Below are 20784 nucleotides of genomic sequence, written 5' to 3'. Positions count from 1 at the left end.
GAAATCGGTTATCCGCGTTTTTTCCCAAGGGCCTCCAGCGCTTTCTGCACGGAGCCGTACTGCTGCAGGGCGCTGCCGGCAGCTTCATAATTCAGGCCCAGGCTTTCCATCAGGTAGCGCGTACCCCGGTCAATGAGCTTGTTGTTGCTCAGTTGCATGTGCACCATCTTGTTGCCCTGCACCCGCCCGATGCGCACCATCAGGGCGGTAGAGATCATATTCAGGACCAGTTTCTGGGAGGTCCCGCACTTCATACGGGTACTGCCCGTAATGAATTCCGGGCCCACCTCCACTTCGATGGGGATTTCGGCAGCCGCTGCCAGGGGCGACCCCGGGTTATTGGTGATGCCCGCGGTAAGCAAGCCCTGTTCCCGCGCGGCGCGGATGCCCCCCAATACATAAGGAGTGGTCCCTGAGGCGGCAATCCCCACCACCGTATCGTTTTCCCCGATGTCGAAGGCCTGCAGGTCCTTCCAGGCCTGCCGGGTGTCGTCCTCGGCGTGTTCCACCGCCTTGCGGATGGCGCGGTCGCCCCCGGCAATAAGCCCGATTACCCGGTCGTGGGGCATGCCGTAAGTGGGCGGGATCTCCGAGGCGTCCAGGATGCCAAGACGGCCGCTGGTGCCGGCCCCGATATAAAAGAGGCGTCCCCCGCTCAGAAAGCGGGGCTCCAGGGCCTCCACCAGGCGCGTAATCGCCGGGATGCACTGCCCCACGGCCTCCGGGACCTTCCGGTCTTCTGCATTCATTTTATGGAGCAGCTCGGTTACGCTACAGGTCTCCAGGGCATCGTGCAGGGAGGGTTCTTCGGTAATCTTTCGGTAGTCGGCCATGTTAGAGGATTCGGATTTCGCGTTCGCGGAAGGGATTCAGGCGGTTGTGGTCCGCCGGCAGTTCGGTAATCAGGGTATTGATGGCGCTAATGTCGCAGGTGCGGTAGCGGTGCTGGGAATTCAGCTTTTCGGAAATGCTCAGCAGCACGACCTTGCGGGAAGCTTCAATGACGGATTTCTTCACCTGCACCACTTCCCAGTCAAACTCGGTTAGCCCGTGCAGGGCATCCACATATCCCGTGCCGATAAAACCATAGTCTACCCGGATCTGGGAAAGGGCGTGCACTGCGCTGGCTCCCGTGGCAATCTGGGCCTCCCGCGATACCTTCCCCCCGATCAGGATCACCTCTACCCGGGGTTTGGCCAGCAGTTGCAGGGCTACCGGCAGGCTCAGGGTAAAACAGGTGAGCTGCAGGTTCTCCGGCAGGGCCCGGGCCAGTTCCAGGCAGGTGGTGCCCCCGTCGATAAAGATCACGCTGCCATCCCGAAGCATCCCCACCGCCTTTTCGGCAATGCTGCGTTTTTCTTCCAGGGCATAGGTGTTGGGGCTGGCCGCTGCCGGGCCAACAAAACCCAGGGAAACGGCTCCGCCGTGGACTTTTCGCAGCTTTTCTTCGGCATCCAGCTCCTTCACGTCCCGCCGCACCGTATCTATAGACACTTCCAGGCGTTCGGAAAGGTCCGTTAGCAATACCCGGTTGTGGAGTTCTACCTCGCTTAAAATGATGCGTTGGCGTTCTTCTTTCAGCATGCCTGTGGCCGGTTTTGGGGCAAAGATAGGAAAAATCCGGTCCTGCCGTTTTTTGTAGCCTATATTTTAATTGAACGTTATTATTGCATCATACTGCAACAAAAACTGCAAAAAACTGCAGGAATTAAAAATATGTACTATATTTGCCCCAGTTCAAACCTTTTAACCCATGAATGACATTGCGGCCGCCAACCCCTTCGGCACCATCCCCACGGACGACGAGTCCCGGAAATTCGAGAAAATCGGCACCCACATCCACGAGAGTTCGGAAACGGCCTCTTTTTTTGTGGCCAATGAGATCGCCGAGCTGATCCGCCAGCGCCAGAAGCAGGGCAAAAAAGCCGTGCTGGGCCTGGCCACGGGTTCCACCCCCATCAAGGTATACGAGTTCCTGGTGCGCTTCCATAAAGAGGAAGGCCTGAGCTTTCAGAATGTGGTCACCTTCAACCTGGACGAGTACTTCCCCATGCAGCCGGATTCCATCCACAGCTATGTGCGGTTTATGAAGGAGCACCTCTTTGACCATATCGACATCCGCCCCGAAAACGTGAACATCCCGGACGGAACCCTGGACCGGGAAGACGTACGGGATTTCTGCAAGAACTACGAGGCCAAGATCCTGGAAGAAGGCGGGCTGGACATCCAGCTGCTGGGGATCGGGCGTACCGGACACATCGGGTTTAACGAGCCGGGGTCTTCCTTAAGTTCCGTTACCCGGATGGTCCGCCTGGACCGGGTAACCCGCCTGGACGCCGCCAGCGACTTCTTTGGTTTGGAAAACGTGCCGACAAAAGCCCTTACCATGGGGGTGGGCAGCATCATGGCTGCCAAGCGCATCATCATGATGGCCTGGGGGGAAGGCAAGGCCGATATCATCCGCCAGGCCGTGGAAGGCAAGATCCGGGAATCCGTCCCGGCTACCTTCCTGCAACATCACGCCAATTGCGAGGTGATCCTGGACCGGGCTGCGGCCTCGTCCCTCACCCGGGTAGATACCCCCTGGCTGGTCTCCGAATGCCAGTGGACGGACGCCCTGATCAAACGGGCCACCATCTGGCTCTCCCAGAAGCTGAACAAGGCCATCCTGAAACTCACCAACGAGGACTACAACGAATACGGGATGGGAAACCTGATTGCCGAGATCGGTTCGGCCGAAGACATCAACCTGCGGGTCTTTAACGCCCTGCAGCGCACCATTACCGGCTGGCCCGGCGGCAAGCCCAATGCAGACGACTCCAACCGGCCCGAACGGCGGGAGCCCTACCCCAAGACTTCCCTCATCTTCAGCCCCCACCCGGACGACGACGTGATCTCCATGGGCGGTACCCTGCTGCGCCTGGTAGACCAGGGACACGAGGTACACGTGGCCTACCAGACCTCCGGGAATATCGCGGTCTTTGACGACGAGGTGATCCGCTTCCTGGACTTTGCCACGGACGTACAACAGGACAACAAGGCGCTGCTGGAACAGTTCCGGGAGGTCCGCCGCTTCCTGGCCGAGAAGGAACCCGGGCAGGTAGACAGCCCGGAGATCCAGAACTTCAAGGGCCTGATCCGCAAAGGGGAAGCCCTGGCCGCCTGCCGCTACTGCGGGGTGAAGGAAGAACACGCCCACTTCCAGAACCTCCCCTTCTACGAAACGGGGACAGTCAAGAAAAAACCGCATTCCGAAGCCGACATCCAGATTACCTACGACCTGCTCCAGCAAGTGAAACCCCACCAGATCTTTGCGGCCGGGGACCTTTCCGACCCCCACGGCACCCACCGGGTCTGCCTGCAGATCATCTTCCAGGCCCTGGACCGCCTGAAGGAGGAGGGCGCCGAGTGGATTAAGGACTGCTATGTATGGCTCTACCGGGGCGCCTGGCAGGAATGGGACATCTCCGACATGGAAATGGCCGTACCTATCGGTCCCAAAGACATGGAGCGCAAAAAGAATGCGATTTTCAAACACCAGTCCCAGAAAGACAGCGCCATGTTCCCCGGCAACGACGAACGGGAATTCTGGCAGCGGGCCGAACAGCGCAACCAGCAGACAGCCCGGAAATACAACGAGCTCGGGATGGCAGAGTACGAAGCCATGGAAGGTTTTGTGCGCTACCACTTCCTCTGAGCCAACGATGCGCTTAACCGATAGGACGGGACCCCCAAATCCCGTCCTATTTTTATACATTTAAGCCAAATCCCGCGCATGATCCCAAAAGATAAACGGGCCTGGCTTTGGGTGCCCACCCTCTATTTCACCCAGGGCCTCCCCTACGTGATGGTGGTGACCGTCTCGGTAATCCTCTATAAGAAACTGGGGGTCAGCAACGCAGACATCGGGCTGTATACCAGCTGGCTGTACCTGCCCTGGGTGCTCAAACCCCTGTGGAGCCCCTTTGTAGACCTGAAAAGCACCAAACGCAAGTGGTTTTTGCGCATGCAGCTGCTTATTGCCGCAGCCCTGTTCGGGGTGGGGCTAAGCCTGCCGACCAACCATTTTTTCACTACCAGCCTGGCCTGCTTCTGGATGGCCGCCTTTGCCTCGGCCACCAACGACATTGCCTCGGACGGGTATTATATGCTGGCCCTTTCCGAGCAGAAGCAATCCTTCTTTGTGGGGATGCGTTCCACCTTTTACCGCCTGGCCATGATTACGGGCCAGGGACTGATTGTAATCCTGGCCGGTTTCCTGGAACAGTATTACGGGGACCCGGCCCGCGCCTGGTCGGTTACCCTGACCGCCACGGCCTTTCTGATGCTGCTGCTTACCGCAGCCAACCTTGTGGCCACCCCGGCCTATGAAACCTCCGGCAAAGCCGATAAACCTGAAGGCTTCCTGGCCGTGTTCCGGGGATTTTTTGCGAAACCGGGGATTGGCTGGGCCCTGGCCTTTATCCTGACCTACCGCCTGGGGGAATCCCAGCTGGTGAAGATGGCGGCCCCCTTCTTGCTGGACGGATCGCCGGCCGGGGGGCTGGGCTATTCTACCGAGGCTGTTGGTACCATTTACGGTACCGTTGGGGTAATCTGCCTTTCCGCAGGGGGCATCCTGGGGGGTATCCTGATTTCGCGCCACGGGCTGGGGAAGTGGATGCTGCCCATGATCCTGGCCCTGAACCTGCCCAATGCCCTTTATGCACTGCTGGCCCTTACGCAGACCAGCGCCACCTGGGCCGTGGTGGGCACCGTTGTGGCCGAACAATTTGGGTATGGCTTTGGCTTTGCAGCCTTCCTGATGTACCTCATCTACCTCTCCGACGGCCCGGCCAAAACCGCCCACTACGCCATTGCGACGGGCTTTATGGCCCTGGGGATGATGGTGCCTGGCATGATCAGCGGCTATATGCAGCAATGGCTGGGGTATGGCGGTTTCTTTATCTGGGTGCTGCTGGCTGCCCTGCCCGTCTTCTGGCTGGTCCGCCGAATCCGTTATCCGGCCGATTACGGCAAAAATTCCGAGAATGATGCATAATCCCTGGCCTTCCCTCACTACCGCCCAAAACTGGCCCCTGGAGGTGCAGGCAGGGCAATTGCTGATGCCTGCCGCCTTTATCAACGATACGGAGGACGAAATCCGGATCCTGGAAGGGTATATCCGCAACCACCATGTGGGCGGGCTTTGCTTTTTCCACAGCCGGGCCAGCGCCGCCACGAATTTTGAAGGCAAAAAAGAAATTCCCCACAACCCGGACAGCCTGGGGACCCTGAGGGCCCTGATCCAACGCTACCAAAAAGCCGCTCCATACCCCCTGTTGATGGCCATCGACGCCGAATGGGGCCTGGCCATGCGGATCGAAAACGGGGAGGCTTACCCATACGCCCTGGCACTCGGTGCACTGGAAGACCAGGACCCCCTGCTCTACCAGACCGGCCTGCGCATGGCGGCCGATTGCCGGGAAGCGGGCCTGCACTGGAACCTGGCCCCCGTGGCAGACGTCAACAACAACCCGGGCAACCCGGTAATCGGTTATCGCTCTTTTGGCAGCCGCCCGGAGTCCGTGGCCCAAAAAGCCCTGGCCCTGGCCCGCGGCATGCAGGATGGGGGAGTATTGGTTTGCGCCAAGCACTTCCCGGGGCACGGGAACACCGATACGGACTCCCACCTGGAGCTCCCCCGCCTGGGGCAGGCCCGTGCCGAACTGGAGGCCACGGAATTCCCGCCCTTCCGCACCCTGATCGGGCAGGGGGTGGATGCTGTCATGACCGGCCACCTCGCTGTGCCTGCCCTGGACCCTACGGGCACCCCCTCCAGTTTATCCGCCCCCATGATACAGGGGGTGCTGCGCAATGCAATGGGGTTTAAAGGGGCCGTAATCACCGATGCCCTGAACATGCATGCGGTAAGCCGCATCTACCCGGAACCTGGGGAAGTGGCCCTGCGCGCCCTGCTAGCCGGGAACGATATGCTCTGCTTTGTGGAAGACCTGCCGGCTGCCCATGCCCGGATAGTGGCCCGAGCCGGGAAAGATCGCATCAGGGATGCCTTCCAAAAGGTATGGGCCCTGAAGGAAAAAGCGTTTAACCCCAAGGCAGCCCCGGTATTACCCGAAAAAGACCCCGCCACCCTGCGGAAGGAACTGGCCGCCGCCAGCCTGAGCCCCCTTGGGGCACCCCAACCTTTGCCTTCCGGCCCGGGGGCACCCGCCTTTACCCTGATTGCCGCCGGGGCCGGCCTGGATCCCTTTGTCCAAGCTTTGGAACACCCTGCAGTAGCCGAACGGCTGCGCTGGGACCTGAAGCGCCCGGACGCCTCCCTGCCCCTGCCTGCCCATAAAGATGTGCTGTTGGCCCTGCAACCCCCCAGCCTGAAGCCCCCGGGAAGATTCGGGATGTCCGAAGCCGCTGTGGCGGCCATCATCCAACTGAGGCGCACCCACCGGGTACAGCTGTGCCATTTCGGCAACCCCTATGCCCTGCAGGTACTCGGGGCCGGCGGGGCCGAGGGTACGCTGCTGGCCTACCAGCCCCTGCCCGAATGCCAGCAACAGGCCGCGGCATTCTACCGGGGGGAAGCCCCGGCTCCCGGAATGCTCCCGGTTTCCCTTAATCTTGAATCCCCATGAAGCAGTACTACATCCTGGGCATGATGTCCGGCACATCCCTGGACGGACTGGATCTGGCCCTGGTTCGCCTTCAACAGCAGGGGGATGCCTGGCAATACGCATTCCAGGCCACCCATTTTATCCCCTACGACCAAGCGCGACAGCAACGCCTGGAAGCCGCCATAAAGTTGCCTGCCCCAGAATTACTGGCCTTCCATGCCGAATACGGCAAATGGTTGGGGGCCTGTGCCCGGCAATTCCTGGAAGAAAACAAGTTACATGCGGATGCCATTGCCAGCCACGGACATACCATCCACCACCGGCCGGAACAGGGCTTTACCTTCCAACTGGGGTGCCCCCGCCACCTGGCCCTGGAGGCCGGCGTGCGCACCATAGGCGACTTCCGCTCCCTGGATGTAGCCCTGGGCGGGCAGGGTGCCCCCCTGGTACCCATCGGGGACCGCCTGCTTTTTGGAGACTACAGTGCCTGCCTGAACCTGGGGGGGATCGGGAACATCTCGTTTGAAAAGGGCGGTCGGCGCCTGGCCTTCGATACCGGGGTGGCCAACATGCTGCTGAACCCGTTGAGTCAACGGGCCGGGAAAACCTATGATGCCGGAGGGGAAATAGCCCGTATCGGCAAGCTGGTCCCGGAGGTCCTGGAGGCCTGGGACCGGCTGGAATACTACCGCCTGCCCTTCCCCAAGTCTACGGGGTACGAAGATTTCAAGGCCACCGTCTGGCCTGTAGTCCAAAACCGGAAGGAACCCGCAGCAGACCTTTTGCATACGGCTGTCCGCCACATTGCCGGGCAGATCGGGCAGCAGCTGCGACCCCTGCTGGGAAGCTCCGGGGCCCGACTCCTGGTTACGGGAGGCGGCGCCTTAAACACTTACCTGGTGGAATGCATAGGCCGGGAATTACCCGGGGTGGAGGTGGTGGTGCCGGAGGCACAACTGATCGCCTTTAAGGAGGCCCTGGTCTTTGCCCTGCTCGGGGCCCTTCGCATGGAAGGACAGGTCAATGTCCTGGCCTCGGTTACCGGGGCCCGGAGGGATTCCTGTTCGGGCGAACTTTTTGAACGCTGATTTGCCGCGCCCTGCTTTGGAGTTGCAGTGTCAAGATCGATCTTGTTGGCAGGGGCGGGGGGACCTCCCCCAAGGTAGCCTACAGCCTTTTTAGCCGTAATGCAACGCCTCACAAGGGAATATTCCCATGTTTGCGCCGGGGCTGTTCCACGGTCTTGTGCTCCAGGCTGGCAAAACCGCGCAAGAGTTTGCGGCGGGTTTCCCGGGGCAGGATCACCTCATCAATAAACCCGCGTCGGGCCGCCCGGTACGGGTTGGCAAAAGCTTCAGCATACTCTGCTTCCTTCTCGGCAAGCTTTTGCGCCGGGTCTTCGGCTGCGGCAATTTCCTTCCGGAAAATAATCTCGCTGGCCCCCTTGGCTCCCATCACGGCAATTTCGGCACTGGGCCAGGCGTAGTTCAGGTCCGCCCCGATGTGCTTGGAATTCATCACATCGTAGGCACCCCCATAGGCCTTACGGGTAATCAGGGTGATGCGGGGCACTGTAGCCTCGCTCAGGGCATACAACAGCTTGGCGCCATGCACAATGATGCCGTGCCATTCCTGGTCGGTCCCCGGTAGAAAGCCGGGTACATCCACCAGCACCAGCAAGGGGATGTTAAAACTGTCGCAGAACCGGGTAAACCGGGCCGCTTTCCGGGAGGAATCGCTGTCCAGCACCCCGGCCAGGGCCAACGGCTGGTTGGCGATGATCCCCAGGGATTTCCCACCCAGGCGGGCAAAGCCGGTTATGATGTTTTCGGCATAATCCCGGTGGATTTCATAAAAGGTATCCGCGTCGATAATCCCCTCGATCACCTGGTGCATATCATAGGGTTGGTTGGGGTTGTCCGGCACCAGGCCCTCCAGTTGGTCCCGCCATTCGGGGCCGGTTTCATACGGCAGGGCCGGCGCCTTCTCCCGGTTGTTCTGGGGCAGGTACGACAAAAGCGTTTTCAGGTCCTCCAGGCAGGCTATGTCGTTGGGGGCCGTACGGTGGGCCACCCCGGATTTGGTGGCATGGGTGGAGGCCCCGCCCAGGGCTTCCGAGCTCACCTCCTCATTGGTTACCGTCTTCACCACGTTGGGCCCGGTCACGAACATATAACTGGTCTGTTCCACCATCACGATAAAATCCGTCATGGCCGGCGAATACACCGCCCCGCCGGCGCAGGGCCCCATAATGGCAGAGAGCTGGGGCACTACCCCGGAGGCCTGTACGTTCCGGTAAAAGATATCGGCATACCCCCCCAGGGAACGCACCCCCTCCTGGATCCGGGCACCCCCGGAGTCGTTCAGGCCAATCACCGGGGCCCCGGCCCTTACGGCCAGGTCCATCAGCTTGCAGATCTTTTCGGCATGGGTCTCGGAGAGGGACCCTCCAAAGACGGTGAAGTCCTGGGCAAACACATAGACCAGCCGTCCCCCTATAGTCCCGTAACCGGTCACTACCCCGTCACCGTAATACTGTTGGTCCGCCATCCCAAAATCCGTAGTCCGGTGGGTTACCAGAATGCCGAGCTCCTCGAAGGACCCCGGGTCCAGCAGGTAGGTAACCCGTTCCCGGGCGGTGAGTTTCTTCTGGGCGTGCTGTTTCTCGATCCGCTTTTCCCCTCCTCCCAGACGGGCAGCTTCCAGCTTGGCATTCAGAGCATCTATCTTCTTTTGCATGGTGTCAGGGTTTTGGCAGGTGCAGGGTTTCCAGATCGTTCAGGTATTGCCTCAGGGCCAGGCGCGCCGCCAGGGTAGCTTCCCCCTCCCGCTGGGCTTTCAGCAGTTCGGGGCGGTAGTGGTCCCGCACAAAATGGGTGGTAAACGCGCCGCTGCGGAAGGCTGGGTGGCGGCAGACAAAATCCCCGAAAGGCAGGGTGGTTTCCACCCCTTCCACCCGGTAGGCGGCAATGGCCTCCAGCATTTTTTGAATGGCGGCTTCCCGGGTCTGCCCGTAGGTAACGAGTTTCGCCAGCATGGGGTCGTAATAGATGGGCACCTCCATCCCTTCTTCGTACCCATTGTCTACCCGGATGCCCGGGCCTTCGGGCAGGCGATAACGGTCCAGGCGGCCCACGCTGGGCAGGAAATCATTCAGGGGGTCCTCCGCATAGACCCGCAGTTCCAGGGCATGGCCACAAATGGAGAGGTCTTCCTGCTTCAGGGGCAGGGCTTCCCCACGGGCCACGGCAATTTGCAGGGCTACCAGGTCCTGCCCGGTAATGAGTTCGGTAACCGGGTGTTCCACCTGCAGGCGGGTATTCATTTCCAGGAAATAGAAGTTGCGCTGGTCGTCCAGCAGGAATTCCACCGTCCCGGCACCCACGTAATCGCAGGCCCGGGCCACGTTCACGGCGGCCTGCCCCATGCGCTCCCGCAGTTCCGGGTCCAGCACGGCAGAAGGGGCCTCTTCCACCACCTTCTGGTGGCGGCGCTGTACACTGCATTCCCGTTCAAAGAAATGCAGGATGTTGCCGTGGGTGTCCGCCATCACCTGGATTTCGATATGGCGGGGGCCGCTCACGTATTTCTCGATAAACACCGAGCCGTCCCCAAAGGCGGATTTGGCCTCGCTCATGGCCCGTTCAATCTGCGGCTTCAGTTCCGATGCCTGTTCCACAATACGCATGCCCTTACCCCCACCGCCGGCCGCGGCCTTGATCAGGATGGGGTAGCCAATTTCCCCGGCCGTGCGGGCCGCTTCTTCCGGATCTTCCACCGGGTGGTCGGTACCGGGAACCATAGGAATGTCGTAATGCCGTACCGCCTCTTTGGCAGCCAGCTTGTCGCCCATGGTGCTTATGGCCTCGGGGCCGGGGCCGATAAAGGTCAGCCCGGCTCGGGCCACTGCCCCGGCAAAGGCGGCGTTCTCACTCAAAAACCCGTAGCCCGGGTGGATGGCATCCGCCCCGGTAGCCTTTGCGGCCGCGAGAATGGCTTCGGTATTCAGGTAGGACTGGGCCGAAGGCGCCGGGCCCAGGCAAACGGCCTGGTCCGCAAAGCGCACGTGGGGCGCCTGCCGGTCTGCTTCGGAGTACACGGCTACGGTTTCTATGCCCATTTTCCGGGCCGTTCGCATCACGCGCAGGGCGATCTCGCCCCGGTTGGCAATCAGAATTTTCTGCATGGGTCGGGATTATTCAAATTCCACCAAAAGGCTTTTCTTTTCCACGGCTTCCCCCTGGCGCACGGCCACCTGTTTCACCACCCCGTCCTGTGGGGCCAGGATGGCATTTTCCATCTTCATGGCTTCCAGGACCAGCAAGGGGTCCCCCTTGCGGACGGTATCACCTACCGAAACCTGTACCGAGAGAATCAACCCGGGCATGGGGGCTTCTATGCGGGAGATATTCCGGGCCGATTGCAACTGCAGCCCCATCTCGCGGATCTGCCGGTCCAGGGCATCCAACAGGCGAACCCTGTAGGTATTGCCCCCTATCCGAACCGCATAGGTTTTGGTGGCCGGGTCCGCGGCTTCCACCCGTACCCGGTAGGCGCGTCCATCGGACAACAAATGCTGCCAGCCGTCGGCTTCCGGAGCCAAGTCCAGCTCCCGGGCCTGTTGGGGTGTGATGTCAAAGTCCCAGGTGTCTTCCACCCGGGCGTTGTAGGATGCTGCCATAGCAAAGGGTTTTATTGCTACCCCTAAAAATACGGCTTTCCCCGGGTACGGCCCGGGGGCATCCCGGAATTTCGGCCCGGGAAGGGGAAAGGACGGGCCGGAATCTCTGCCGAAATGCCTAATTTAGCGCAAAAGCAGGCGGCATGTTAACCATCGGTATTGCGGGGGGCACCGGATGCGGAAAAACCACCGTAGTCAACCAGATTATCAGCGAATTACCAGATTCCGAAGTGGGGGTCATCTCTCAGGATTCCTATTACAAGGACCTCTCCCACCTGAGCTATGCGGAGCGGTGCAAGATCAATTTCGACCACCCCAGCTCCATAGATTTCGAGCTGCTGGAAACCCACCTGAAGGCGCTGCGGGCCGGGGAAACCATTGCCCAGCCGGTGTATTCCTTTGTGGACCATAACCGCACCAAAGAAACCATTCCTACCCCACCCCAAAAGGTGATGATTGTGGAAGGCATCCTGATTATGACGCATCCGGAAATTCGCAAGCTCTTCGATATTAAGATTTTTGTGCATGCCGATTCGGACGAACGCCTGATCCGCCGCCTTAAGCGGGACATCAGCGAACGCGGCCGCGACCTGCAGGAAGTACTGGATCGCTACCAGCATACCCTGAAACCCATGCACGACCAGTTTATCGAGCCCACCAAGGAATACGCGGACATCATTATCCCGAACAACAAATACAATACGGTGGCCATAGACATTGTCCGCACCATCATTGCCAATAAACTCGTTTGAAAATGTTCCTCAAAGGCCTGCGCAAAAAAAAGTGGTTCCGCATTGCCAGTAATATCTACGTACTGGCACTGACCCTTTTTCTGGTATGGATGCTCTTTTTCGACACCAATTCCCTGCTGATCCACCGGGAGCTGCAGGGCGAAATCCGCAAACTGGAAAAGCAGATGGAATTCCTGGAAGAGCAGATTGCACGGGACCAGGAACTGATCAAAACCCTGGAAGACCCCAAGGCCCTGGAAAAGTTCGCCCGGGAAAAATACTATCTGAAGCGACCGGAAGAGGAGATTTTTATCATTGAATACCCGGACAGCCTCAAGGAAAAAGACCATGAAGACTGATACCCTTTTTGAAGCCTTCCCCCCCGTGCCGGACAAGCAGTGGAAGCAGCAGATCCAGGCAGACCTGAAAGGGGGCGACTACAATGAACTGCTCACCTGGACCAGCCCGGAAGGCATACAGGTAAAACCCTTTTACACCGAAACGGACCGGAAGGAACCCGGGGGCGTCCCGCCCCGGAAAGGCCCCTGGGCCATAGGGTACACACTGGATATGGGGGAAGGGGAAGACCCGGCTGCACGGGCCCGGGAAGCCCTGGACGGGGGCGCGGATGCCCTGGTGGTGACGGGGGCCGGGCATGCCTCGCTGGAAGGCTTTTCCGGCCTGCCGGAAGACACCCCCCTGTGGGTGGCCTGGGACCATCTGGAAGCCAAGCTCCCCGAAAGCATTCCCGCCACCCTGAAGGGGCAAACCCACTTGATGGCGGACCCCATTGGCGGGCTGTTGGCTACCGGGAACTGGTGTGCGGGCATGGAAGCCGATCTTGAAAAACCCGGGGAAGCCCGCGGGTCCCAGACGGTGCTGGGCATCCGGGCCAGCCTCTACCAGGAGGCCGGGGCCAACCGGATGCAGGAACTGGCCTACACCCTGGCCCACGGGCTTGAATACCTGCTGCGGGCGGAAACCGACCCGGGCCTGAAAGCCCTGGTGGAAAATCCCGTTTTCCGGGTGGCCATTGGCGGGGATTACTTTATGGAGATCGCCAAACTCCGGGCCCTCAGACAGGGATGGGCCCTGCTGGCTCGGGCCTATGGGGCTTCGGGGGACTGCCGCATCCTGGCCACACCCTCCCGCCGCAACAAAACCCTGTACGATTACAACACCAATATGCTGCGGACCACCTCGGAATGCATGTCTGCCATCCTGGGCGGGGCAGACCTGGTGTGCAACCTCCCCTATGACGCCCTCTACCACCTGCCCAATGCCTTTGGCGACCGCATGGCCCGCAACCAGCTGCTGCTGCTGCGCCATGAAAGTTATTTTTCAGAGGTGGGCAACCCGGCAGATGGCGCCTACTATATCGAGGCCCTTACGGACCAGTTGGGCCGCAAAAGCCTGGAACTGCTCAAAACCCTGGAAAAGGGCGGCGGCCTGCTGGCCCAGCTCAAAACGCACCAGATCCAGAAAAAGATCCGGGAAAGCCACGCGCGCGAGCAGGAAGCCTTCAATGCCGGCGAGCGGATCCTGGTGGGCAGCAATGCCTACCCCAACCCGGACGACCGCATGTCGGGGGAACTGGAACGCCCGGTTTTTCCCGGAAAGCGGGGCCGCAAGACTTTGATCGAACCCCTGCCCCTGCGCAGGCTGGCCGCGGGATACGAACAAAAACGAATGGACGATGAAGCGCGATAAGGTACAACACCTCTCCTGGGGGCATCCCACCCCCCCATCCGGGCAACAGGAACAGCCGGAAACCACCCCTACGGCTGAAGGTATCTTCCTGAAAAGACAATACGGCCCGGGCGATACTGCAGCCCTGCCCCACACCGGATATGCCGCGGGCATCCCGCCCTACCTTCGGGGACCCTACAGCAGCATGTATGTAAGGCGGCCCTGGACCATCCGCCAGTATGCCGGGTTCTCCACCGCCGAAGAGAGCAACGCCTTTTACAAGCGGAACCTGGCGGCCGGCCAGAAAGGCCTTTCCGTGGCCTTTGACCTGCCCACACACCGGGGGTACGACAGCGACCACCCCAGGGTGCGGGGCGACGTGGGCAAAGCGGGGGTGGCCATAGACAGCGTGGAAGACATGAAACGCCTGTTTGAGGACATCCCCCTGGACCAAATGTCCGTGTCCATGACCATGAACGGGGCGGTAATCCCCATCATGGCGTTCTACATCGTGGCGGCCGAAGAACAGGGGGTAGCCCCCGGGCAACTGGCCGGCACCATCCAGAACGACATCCTGAAGGAATTTATGGTGCGCAACACCTACATCTACCCCCCGGCCCCTTCCATGCAGCTGGTAGCGGACATCTTTGAGTACACCAGCCAGCATATGCCCCGCTTTAACAGCATCAGCATTTCCGGCTACCACATGCATGAAGCGGGCGCCCCTGCCCATATGGAACTGGCCTACACCCTGGCGGACGGGTTGGAATACATCCGCACCGGGTTGCAGGCGGGCCTGAAGATCGACGATTTTGCCCCCCGCCTCTCCTTTTTCTGGGGCATCGGGATGAACCACTTTATGGAAATCGCCAAACTGAGGGCCGGACGCATGCTCTGGGCCCGGTTGGTGGAACCCTTCGGACCCGGGAACCGCAAATCCATGGCCCTGCGCACCCACAGCCAGACCAGCGGGTGGAGCCTCACCGAACAGGACCCGTTCAACAACGTGGCCCGCACCCTGATCGAGGCGTCCGCAGCAGCATTCGGGGGTACACAAAGCCTGCACACCAATGCCCTGGACGAAGCCATTGCCCTGCCTACCGATTTTTCGGCCCGGATTGCGCGAAATACCCAGCTGGTGTTGCAGCGGGAAACGGGGATCACCCGAACCGTAGATCCCTGGGGAGGAAGTTATTACGTGGAATCCCTCACAGCGGAGCTATGCGAAAAGGCCTGGGAATTGCTGGAGGAAATCGAAGCCCACGGCGGCATGACCAAAGCCATTGAGGCCGGCATTCCTAAAATGCGGATCGAGGAAGCGGCGGCCCGGAAACAGGCCCGCATCGATTCGGGGCGGGAGGTGCTGATTGGGCTGAACCGCTACCCCAGCCCGGAGGACGACCCCTTGCAAATCCTGGAGGTAGACAACGACAAGGTGCGCCGCCAGCAGGTAGCCCGCCTGGAAGCCCTGCGCCAGAACCGCAATGCCGCGGCGGTGGAAAAAGCCCTGGCCGCCCTGGAAGCCGCCGCCCGTAAAAAGATGGACGGCAGCCCCTGCGGGCCCGGGGAGAATTTGCTAGCTTTGGCGGTAGACGCGGCCCGCGTCCGAGCCAGCCTGGGCGAAATCAGCGACGCCATGGAACGGGTATTCGGCAGGCACAGGGCCGAAGTACAATCTATTACCGGCGTGTATTCCAAGGAAATGCAGGAAGATCCAGACTTTGAGAAGGCCCGCGCCCTTTCGGACCGCTTTGCGGGCGAAGAGGGCCGCCGCCCCCGAATCATGATTGCCAAGATGGGGCAGGACGGGCACGACCGGGGCGCCAAGGTGGTGGCTACCGCCTATGCGGACCTGGGCTTTGACGTAGACATCGGCCCCCTGTTCCAGACCCCGGCCGAAGCGGCCAAACAGGCGGTGGAAAACGACGTGCACATCCTGGGGGTATCCTCCCTGGCAGCCGGCCACAAAACCCTGGTCCCGGAGGTGATCCGCGCCCTGGCCGAAGCCGGGCGGGAAGACATCCGCGTGGTGGTGGGCGGGGTCATCCCCAAACAGGACTACGACTTCCTGATGGCGGAAGGGGTCTCCGGCATTTACGGCCCGGGTACCCGCATTTCGACCGCTGCCATCGAAATCCTGGAAAACCTGCTGCAGGAGGGGTAAGCGCCAAGGCGGCAACCCCCCGGGAAACCGGGCGTTACGCCAAAAGTTATTCACTTCCTGTTGACAAGTTCCGTTTTCACGGATGGCAAATAATCGTATTTTTAGGCCCTAACTCTTATGTGAAATGGGCAAGACCATTGCTATTGCAAATCAGAAAGGTGGCGTCGGTAAAACGACCACCACGGTAAACCTGGCTGCCTCCCTGGGTGTACTGGAGAAAAAAGTACTGCTGATCGACGCAGATCCGCAGGCCAATGCCACCTCCGGCCTGGGGGTGGATGTGGAACAGATTACCCTGGGCAGCTACCAGTTGTTGGAGCACACCCGGTCTGCCGAAGAAACCATCATCGCCACGGATTCCCCCAACGTGGACCTGATCCCCGCCCACATAGACCTTGTGGCCATCGAGATTGAACTCGTAGATCAGGACAACCGGGAATCCATGCTGAAAATGGCCATCGACAGCATCCGGGACCGGTACGACTACATCCTGATCGACTGCGCCCCTTCCCTGGGGCTGCTTACCCTGAACGCCCTCACGGCAGCGGATTCGGTCATCATTCCCATTCAGTGCGAATATTTCGCCCTGGAAGGCCTGGGTAAGCTGCTGAACACCATCAAGAGCGTGCAGCGCATCCACAACCCGGACCTGGACATCGAGGGCATGCTGCTCACTATGTACGACAGCCGCCTGCGTTTGTCCAACCAGGTGGTGGAGGAAGTGCGCAAGCATTTCAGCGACATGGTCTTCGACACCATTATCCAGCGCAATGTGCGCCTGAGCGAAGCGCCCAGCTACGGAGAAAGCATCATTAAATACGACGCCAGCAGCAAGGGTGCGGCCAACTACCTGAACATGGCCAACGAGCTGCTGCAGAAGAACCGACAAACCGTATAGATGGCCAAAGCGATGAAAAAACAGGCCCTGGGCCGCGGGCTTTCCGCCTTGCTGAAAGACCCGGAAAACGACATTCAGTCCGTTTCCGACAAAGGGGCGGACCAGCTGGTGGGCAACATCGTGGAACTGGACCTGGAAAGCATCGAGGTTAACCCCCACCAACCCCGGACCAACTTTAACGACGAAGCCCTGGACGAGCTGGCCTCTTCCATCCGGGAACTGGGCTTGATCCAGCCGATCACGGTACGGAAACTGGCCTACAACCGTTTCCAGCTGGTTTCCGGGGAACGCCGCTACCGCGCTTCCCAGCGTATCGGGATGAAACAGATCCCGGCCTATATCCGGATTGCCAACGACCAGGAGTCCCTGGAGATGGCCCTGGTGGAAAACATCCAGCGGCAGGACCTGGACCCGGTGGAGATTGCCCTGTCCTACCAGCGCCTGATCGACGAGGTGGGTCTTACCCAGGAAAAGCTCAGCGAGCGGGTGGGCAAAAAGCGCAGTACCATCACCAACTACCTGCGCCTGCTGCGGCTGGACCCCATTATCCAGACCGGGATGCGGGACGGCTTTATCAGCATGGGCCACGGGCGCGCCCTGGTCAATATTGAGACCCGGGAAGACCAGCTGGACATCTACGAACGCATCCTGGAGGGCAGCCTCTCGGTGCGGGAAACCGAAGCCCTGGTGCGCGAGTTCCACGACAAGCCGGATGCCGGGGAAACCACGGCCAAACCGGCCAAAGCCATGCCCGATTTCGCCGAGGACGGGCTGGAGCTGCTCAAGGCCTACCTGGATGCTCCCATTTCCATACAGGCCTCTAACCAGGGGAAAGGTAAAATCACCATCCCCTTCCACAGCAAAGAAGAGTTCAGACGGCTCAAAAAACGCATCACCGGTGCTTAAAACCCGCTTGCTTACCCTTTTGGCCCTCTGGGTGGCCGCCCTGGGGATGGCCCAGGAAGAAAATCCGCCGGCCCCTTCGGATGCAGACTCCCTGCAGACGGAACTGGCCAGGCAGGGTGTGGTGGTGGATATGGTGGAGAAAAAAGCCATCAACCCCCTTGCCCCCAGCAAGGCCGCTTTCTACTCGGCCGTCCTGCCCGGCCTGGGGCAGGCCTACAACAAGCGGTACTGGAAAATCCCCATCGTTTGGGGCGCTATCGGGACAGGCACCTATGTATACCTTTTTAACGATGGGCTGTACGATCGTTACCGCACGGCTTTTAAACGGCGGCGGGCGGGCTTTACGGACGACGAATTTTACGACATCAACCGGGACGACAACATCATCCCCACCTCCCCGGTCCTGTCGGACGAAGCCCTTCAGGACGGGCAGGAGCGCTACCAGCGGGACCGGGACCTGGCCCTGCTTATCACGGTGGCCCTCTACGCCCTGAACATCATTGATGCCAATGTGGATGCCCACCTGAGGCAGTACAATGTAGACGAGAACCTAAGCCTGGATTTCCAGCCCTACCTGGACGTGAACCCCATCAGTGCCGACCCGCATTACGGGTTGGCCCTCAGCATCAGATTTTAACCCATGCAGATTACCCTATTCGGATACGGGACCATGGGCCGGCTGGTCGAAAAGATAGCCGAAGCCCGGGGGCACCGTATTGCCGCGCGTATAGACGGGCCGGAAGACCCGGTTCCCTTTGAGCAAACCGATGTGGCCATCGATTTCAGCAGTCCCGAAGCCGCCTTCGGCAACATCAGCCGGTGTCTGGAAGCCGGGGTACCCGTCATTTCCGGGACCACCGGGTGGCTGGATCGCTACGACGATGCCTGCGCCCTGTGCCGGGAGCATGCCGGCGCCTTCCTCTATGCCTCCAATTTCAGCCTGGGGGTAAACCTCTTCTTTGCCCTGAATGCCCACCTGGCGCAGCTTATGCAGCAGGCCCCGGGGTACCGGGCCGAAATCGAAGAAACCCATCATACCCGGAAACTGGATGCCCCTAGCGGCACGGCCATTACCCTGGCCGAAGGGCTGATTGAAAACAGCGCCTACACCGCCTGGACCCAGCAAGACCCAAAGGAAGGGGAACTGCCCGTCCATTCCCTGCGCCTTGGGGATACCCCCGGCACCCATCGGGTATCCTACGTCTCCGAAGTGGACCGGATCGACATTATCCATACCGCCCACAACCGGGAAGGCTTTGCCACCGGCGCGGTGGTTGCGGCCGAGTGGATTCTCGGAAAAAAGGGTATTTTCGGGATGCAAGACGTGTTAAACCTCCGTTAAGCCCTTGGCGCAACTGCGCGTGAAGGGCGTTCTTTGAACCAAAAGGACCTCTATGGACTACACCCAGTGGATCATTTTCATTCTCGCCGTACAGGTGGTGCACTTTCTGGGCACCTGGAAACTCTATCAGGCCGCAGGGCGCAAGGCCTGGGAAGCCGCCATCCCCATTTACAATGCCATGGTGCTGATGCAGATCATCCGCAGGCCCAAATGGTGGGTCCTGCTGTTGTTCCTGCCCATCATAAACCTGTTGATGTTCCCGGTGGTCTGGGTGGAAACCGTGCGCAGCTTCGGGAAAACGCGGCTGGTGGATACCTGGGCGGTCCTGCTTACCCTGGGCTTTTACATCGCCTACCTGAATTACACCGGAAATCTGACGTACCGGGCAGACCGGGACCTGAACCCGAAGTCCGCCTCCGGGGAATGGGTGAGTTCCATCGTTTTTGCGGTGGTAGCTGCCACCCTGGTCCACACCTATTTCATGCAGCCCTATGTGATCCCTACCCCCTCCCTGGAACGCACCCTTAGGGTGGGCGACCTGCTCTTTGTAAGCAAGTTCCACTATGGGGCAAGGCTGCCTATGACCACAGTGGCCGCGCCTATGGTTCACGATACCCTGCCGGGGCTGGGGGTGCGCTCGTACCTGAAAAAACCCCAGCTCCCCTATATGCGCCTGCCGGGGTTCCAGCAGGTGAAGAAGAACGACCTGGTGGTCTTTAGCTGGCCGGCCGATACGGTCCGCCAGTTCTTCCGGATCGAAAAGGGGGTGGATAAACCCATCGACAAAAAATCGAATTATGTGAAGCGCTGCGTGGGCACCCCTGGGGACTCCCTGCAGGTCATTGACGGCTATGTCTACATCAATGGCAAGCCCCTGCAATTGTCCGACCGTGCGCGCCCCATGTACGACTATACTGCCTACAGCCAGAAGGGCGTTTCTACCCGCTGGTTCCAGCAGGTAGGAGCCGATGAGTTCCTGCGCACCTATGCCTGCGAACCCCTGAACCCGTCCCAGGCCAAATTCCTGGAAGGCTATACCCTGCAAATGGGCAGCCAGGCGGGGCAAACCCTTTTGATTACGGATGCGCGGGGGCTCCCCATTGAGGTGGTACGCCAGGCCGGGCTCCGGCAAATCCGGGAACTGCCGGCCCGCGAGCGCATTGTGGCCCTTACCGACCAGATGGCCGAAGCCCTGCGGGGCATTTCCGGGGTCGATTCCGTGGTGCGCCTGGTGGAACCCGCAGGGGTGCCCGGGGGCAACATCTTCCCCCAAAGCCCGCAATACCCCTGGAACACAGACCAGTTTGGTCCCATCTATATCCCGGGCAAAGGCGACCGCGTGGCCCTGACCCCGGAGAGCCTGCCCTTTTACAAAAAGATCATCCGGGATTACGAAGGCCATGAGGTTGGGGTTTCCGGCACCCAGGTGCTGGTAGACGGGCAGCCGGCAGACCACTACACCTTCTCCCAGAACTATTACTGGATGATGGGGGACAACCGCGACCACTCCGAAGACAGCCGGGCCTGGGGATACGTACCGGAGAACCACATTGTGGGCAAGCCCGTCTTTATCTGGATGAGTTTCGACAATTTCAACCAGGGCATAGCCAACTGGAAACCCAGGTGGGACCGCATCTTTACCACCGTGGGCGGCTCCGGGGAGCCCCGCTCCTATTTCCGCATCTTCCTGCTGGCCCTGGCCGCCTATTTTGTCGGGGATTACTTGTGGCGCCGCCGCAAAAAACGAAAAAACGCCTGACTT

The 20784-nt window shown here is 60.2% G+C and carries 18 protein-coding genes; 13 read left to right on the top strand and 5 right to left on the bottom strand.

Going from position 1 to position 20784, the window contains the following annotated elements:
* Window positions 1-8: 8 nt before the first annotated feature.
* Both OZ410_RS13140 and OZ410_RS13135 read right to left on the bottom strand, forming a co-directional pair.
* Window positions 9-833: an N-acetylmuramic acid 6-phosphate etherase gene (locus OZ410_RS13140; protein WP_277708473.1), complete on the bottom strand. Its 825-nt coding sequence runs from the start codon at window positions 831-833 to the stop codon at window positions 9-11.
* A gap of 1 nt (window position 834) precedes the next feature.
* The gene (locus OZ410_RS13135) at window positions 835-1584 is read right to left on the bottom strand and encodes a DeoR/GlpR family DNA-binding transcription regulator (RefSeq protein WP_277708472.1); all 750 of its coding nucleotides are present in this window, start codon (window positions 1582-1584) and stop codon (window positions 835-837) included.
* 169 nt (window positions 1585-1753) lie between these two features.
* On the opposite strand from OZ410_RS13135, the gene nagB reads away from it, so the two are divergent.
* The 4 genes from nagB (at window position 1754) to OZ410_RS13115 (ending at window position 7699) form a co-directional block, all read left to right on the top strand.
* The gene (nagB, locus tag OZ410_RS13130) at window positions 1754-3697 is read left to right on the top strand and encodes a glucosamine-6-phosphate deaminase (RefSeq protein WP_277708471.1); all 1944 of its coding nucleotides are present in this window, start codon (window positions 1754-1756) and stop codon (window positions 3695-3697) included.
* Window positions 3698-3775: 78 nt separating this feature from the next.
* The gene (locus OZ410_RS13125; protein ID WP_277708470.1) at window positions 3776-5041 is read left to right on the top strand and encodes an AmpG family muropeptide MFS transporter; all 1266 of its coding nucleotides are present in this window, start codon (window positions 3776-3778) and stop codon (window positions 5039-5041) included.
* Entirely contained in the window at window positions 5031-6632 is a 1602-nt protein-coding gene (locus OZ410_RS13120) for a glycoside hydrolase family 3 protein (RefSeq protein WP_277708469.1), read from the top strand. The genes OZ410_RS13125 and OZ410_RS13120 overlap by 11 nt, the downstream gene beginning before the upstream one ends.
* On the top strand, window positions 6629-7699 hold the full coding sequence (locus OZ410_RS13115) for an anhydro-N-acetylmuramic acid kinase (RefSeq protein WP_277708468.1): 1071 nt from the start codon (window positions 6629-6631) through the stop codon (window positions 7697-7699). Before OZ410_RS13120 ends, OZ410_RS13115 begins: the two co-directional genes overlap by 4 nt.
* A gap of 109 nt (window positions 7700-7808) precedes the next feature.
* Here the strand turns inward: OZ410_RS13115 and OZ410_RS13110 are convergent, their stop codons facing one another.
* The 3 genes from OZ410_RS13110 to OZ410_RS13100 are packed head-to-tail and all read right to left on the bottom strand — an operon-like array spanning window position 7809 to window position 11292.
* Window positions 7809-9350, bottom strand: a complete 1542-nt coding sequence (locus OZ410_RS13110) for an acyl-CoA carboxylase subunit beta (RefSeq protein WP_277708467.1) — start codon at window positions 9348-9350, stop codon at window positions 7809-7811.
* A gap of 4 nt (window positions 9351-9354) precedes the next feature.
* A complete protein-coding gene (gene accC / locus OZ410_RS13105; RefSeq protein ID WP_277708466.1) occupies window positions 9355-10797 on the bottom strand; it encodes an acetyl-CoA carboxylase biotin carboxylase subunit in 1443 nt (480 codons plus the stop codon).
* A gap of 9 nt (window positions 10798-10806) precedes the next feature.
* Window positions 10807-11292 (bottom strand): acyl-CoA carboxylase biotin carboxyl carrier protein subunit, encoded by a 486-nt coding sequence (locus OZ410_RS13100; protein WP_277708465.1) that lies wholly within the window; start codon window positions 11290-11292, stop codon window positions 10807-10809.
* 143 nt (window positions 11293-11435) lie between these two features.
* On the opposite strand from OZ410_RS13100, the gene udk reads away from it, so the two are divergent.
* The 9 genes from udk (at window position 11436) to lepB (ending at window position 20781) form a co-directional block, all read left to right on the top strand.
* Window positions 11436-12044 carry a uridine kinase gene (udk, locus tag OZ410_RS13095; protein WP_277708464.1) on the top strand — a complete coding sequence of 203 codons (609 nt, stop codon included), beginning with the start codon at window positions 11436-11438 and terminating at the stop codon, window positions 12042-12044.
* Between the two features lie 2 nt (window positions 12045-12046).
* Window positions 12047-12382, top strand: coding sequence for an FtsB family cell division protein (locus tag OZ410_RS13090; RefSeq protein ID WP_277708463.1), 336 nt, complete (start codon window positions 12047-12049; stop codon window positions 12380-12382).
* The gene (locus OZ410_RS13085) at window positions 12372-13733 is read left to right on the top strand and encodes a methylmalonyl-CoA mutase subunit beta (RefSeq protein ID WP_277708462.1); all 1362 of its coding nucleotides are present in this window, start codon (window positions 12372-12374) and stop codon (window positions 13731-13733) included. The genes OZ410_RS13090 and OZ410_RS13085 overlap by 11 nt, the downstream gene beginning before the upstream one ends.
* The gene (gene scpA / locus OZ410_RS13080) at window positions 13720-15876 is read left to right on the top strand and encodes a methylmalonyl-CoA mutase (RefSeq protein WP_277708461.1); all 2157 of its coding nucleotides are present in this window, start codon (window positions 13720-13722) and stop codon (window positions 15874-15876) included. Before OZ410_RS13085 ends, scpA begins: the two co-directional genes overlap by 14 nt.
* A gap of 124 nt (window positions 15877-16000) precedes the next feature.
* Window positions 16001-16774 (top strand): ParA family protein, encoded by a 774-nt coding sequence (locus OZ410_RS13075; RefSeq protein ID WP_277708460.1) that lies wholly within the window; start codon window positions 16001-16003, stop codon window positions 16772-16774.
* Window positions 16775-17680 (top strand): ParB/RepB/Spo0J family partition protein, encoded by a 906-nt coding sequence (locus tag OZ410_RS13070; RefSeq protein WP_277708459.1) that lies wholly within the window; start codon window positions 16775-16777, stop codon window positions 17678-17680.
* Window positions 17673-18317: a DUF5683 domain-containing protein gene (locus tag OZ410_RS13065; protein ID WP_277708458.1), complete on the top strand. Its 645-nt coding sequence runs from the start codon at window positions 17673-17675 to the stop codon at window positions 18315-18317. Before OZ410_RS13070 ends, OZ410_RS13065 begins: the two co-directional genes overlap by 8 nt.
* Window positions 18318-18320: 3 nt before the next feature.
* Entirely contained in the window at window positions 18321-19022 is a 702-nt protein-coding gene (gene dapB, locus OZ410_RS13060) for a 4-hydroxy-tetrahydrodipicolinate reductase (protein WP_277708457.1), read from the top strand.
* Between the two features lie 52 nt (window positions 19023-19074).
* Window positions 19075-20781 carry a signal peptidase I gene (gene lepB, locus OZ410_RS13055; protein ID WP_277708456.1) on the top strand — a complete coding sequence of 569 codons (1707 nt, stop codon included), beginning with the start codon at window positions 19075-19077 and terminating at the stop codon, window positions 20779-20781.
* Window positions 20782-20784: the final 3 nt, after the last annotated feature.

The organism is Robiginitalea aestuariiviva (assembly GCF_029537735.1).
Lineage (GTDB): Bacteria > Bacteroidota > Bacteroidia > Flavobacteriales > Flavobacteriaceae > Robiginitalea > Robiginitalea aestuariiviva.
This window is presented reverse-complemented; position numbering and strand designations above follow the sequence as displayed.

What these genes read in the sequence shown, in the direction of transcription:
- OZ410_RS13140 (WP_277708473.1), bottom strand. Translation starts at nt 833, where the DNA reads ATGGCCGACTACCGAAAGATTACCGAAGAACCCTCCCTGCACGATGCC.
- OZ410_RS13135 (WP_277708472.1), bottom strand. Translation starts at nt 1,584, where the DNA reads ATGCTGAAAGAAGAACGCCAACGCATCATTTTAAGCGAGGTAGAACTC.
- nagB (WP_277708471.1), top strand. Translation starts at nt 1,754, where the DNA reads ATGAATGACATTGCGGCCGCCAACCCCTTCGGCACCATCCCCACGGAC.
- OZ410_RS13125 (WP_277708470.1), top strand. Translation starts at nt 3,776, where the DNA reads ATGATCCCAAAAGATAAACGGGCCTGGCTTTGGGTGCCCACCCTCTAT.
- OZ410_RS13120 (WP_277708469.1), top strand. Translation starts at nt 5,031, where the DNA reads ATGATGCATAATCCCTGGCCTTCCCTCACTACCGCCCAAAACTGGCCC.
- OZ410_RS13115 (WP_277708468.1), top strand. Translation starts at nt 6,629, where the DNA reads ATGAAGCAGTACTACATCCTGGGCATGATGTCCGGCACATCCCTGGAC.
- OZ410_RS13110 (WP_277708467.1), bottom strand. Translation starts at nt 9,350, where the DNA reads ATGCAAAAGAAGATAGATGCTCTGAATGCCAAGCTGGAAGCTGCCCGT.
- accC (WP_277708466.1), bottom strand. Translation starts at nt 10,797, where the DNA reads ATGCAGAAAATTCTGATTGCCAACCGGGGCGAGATCGCCCTGCGCGTG.
- OZ410_RS13100 (WP_277708465.1), bottom strand. Translation starts at nt 11,292, where the DNA reads ATGGCAGCATCCTACAACGCCCGGGTGGAAGACACCTGGGACTTTGAC.
- udk (WP_277708464.1), top strand. Translation starts at nt 11,436, where the DNA reads ATGTTAACCATCGGTATTGCGGGGGGCACCGGATGCGGAAAAACCACC.
- OZ410_RS13090 (WP_277708463.1), top strand. Translation starts at nt 12,047, where the DNA reads ATGTTCCTCAAAGGCCTGCGCAAAAAAAAGTGGTTCCGCATTGCCAGT.
- OZ410_RS13085 (WP_277708462.1), top strand. Translation starts at nt 12,372, where the DNA reads ATGAAGACTGATACCCTTTTTGAAGCCTTCCCCCCCGTGCCGGACAAG.
- scpA (WP_277708461.1), top strand. Translation starts at nt 13,720, where the DNA reads ATGAAGCGCGATAAGGTACAACACCTCTCCTGGGGGCATCCCACCCCC.
- OZ410_RS13075 (WP_277708460.1), top strand. Translation starts at nt 16,001, where the DNA reads ATGGGCAAGACCATTGCTATTGCAAATCAGAAAGGTGGCGTCGGTAAA.
- OZ410_RS13070 (WP_277708459.1), top strand. Translation starts at nt 16,775, where the DNA reads ATGGCCAAAGCGATGAAAAAACAGGCCCTGGGCCGCGGGCTTTCCGCC.
- dapB (WP_277708457.1), top strand. Translation starts at nt 18,321, where the DNA reads ATGCAGATTACCCTATTCGGATACGGGACCATGGGCCGGCTGGTCGAA.
- lepB (WP_277708456.1), top strand. Translation starts at nt 19,075, where the DNA reads ATGGACTACACCCAGTGGATCATTTTCATTCTCGCCGTACAGGTGGTG.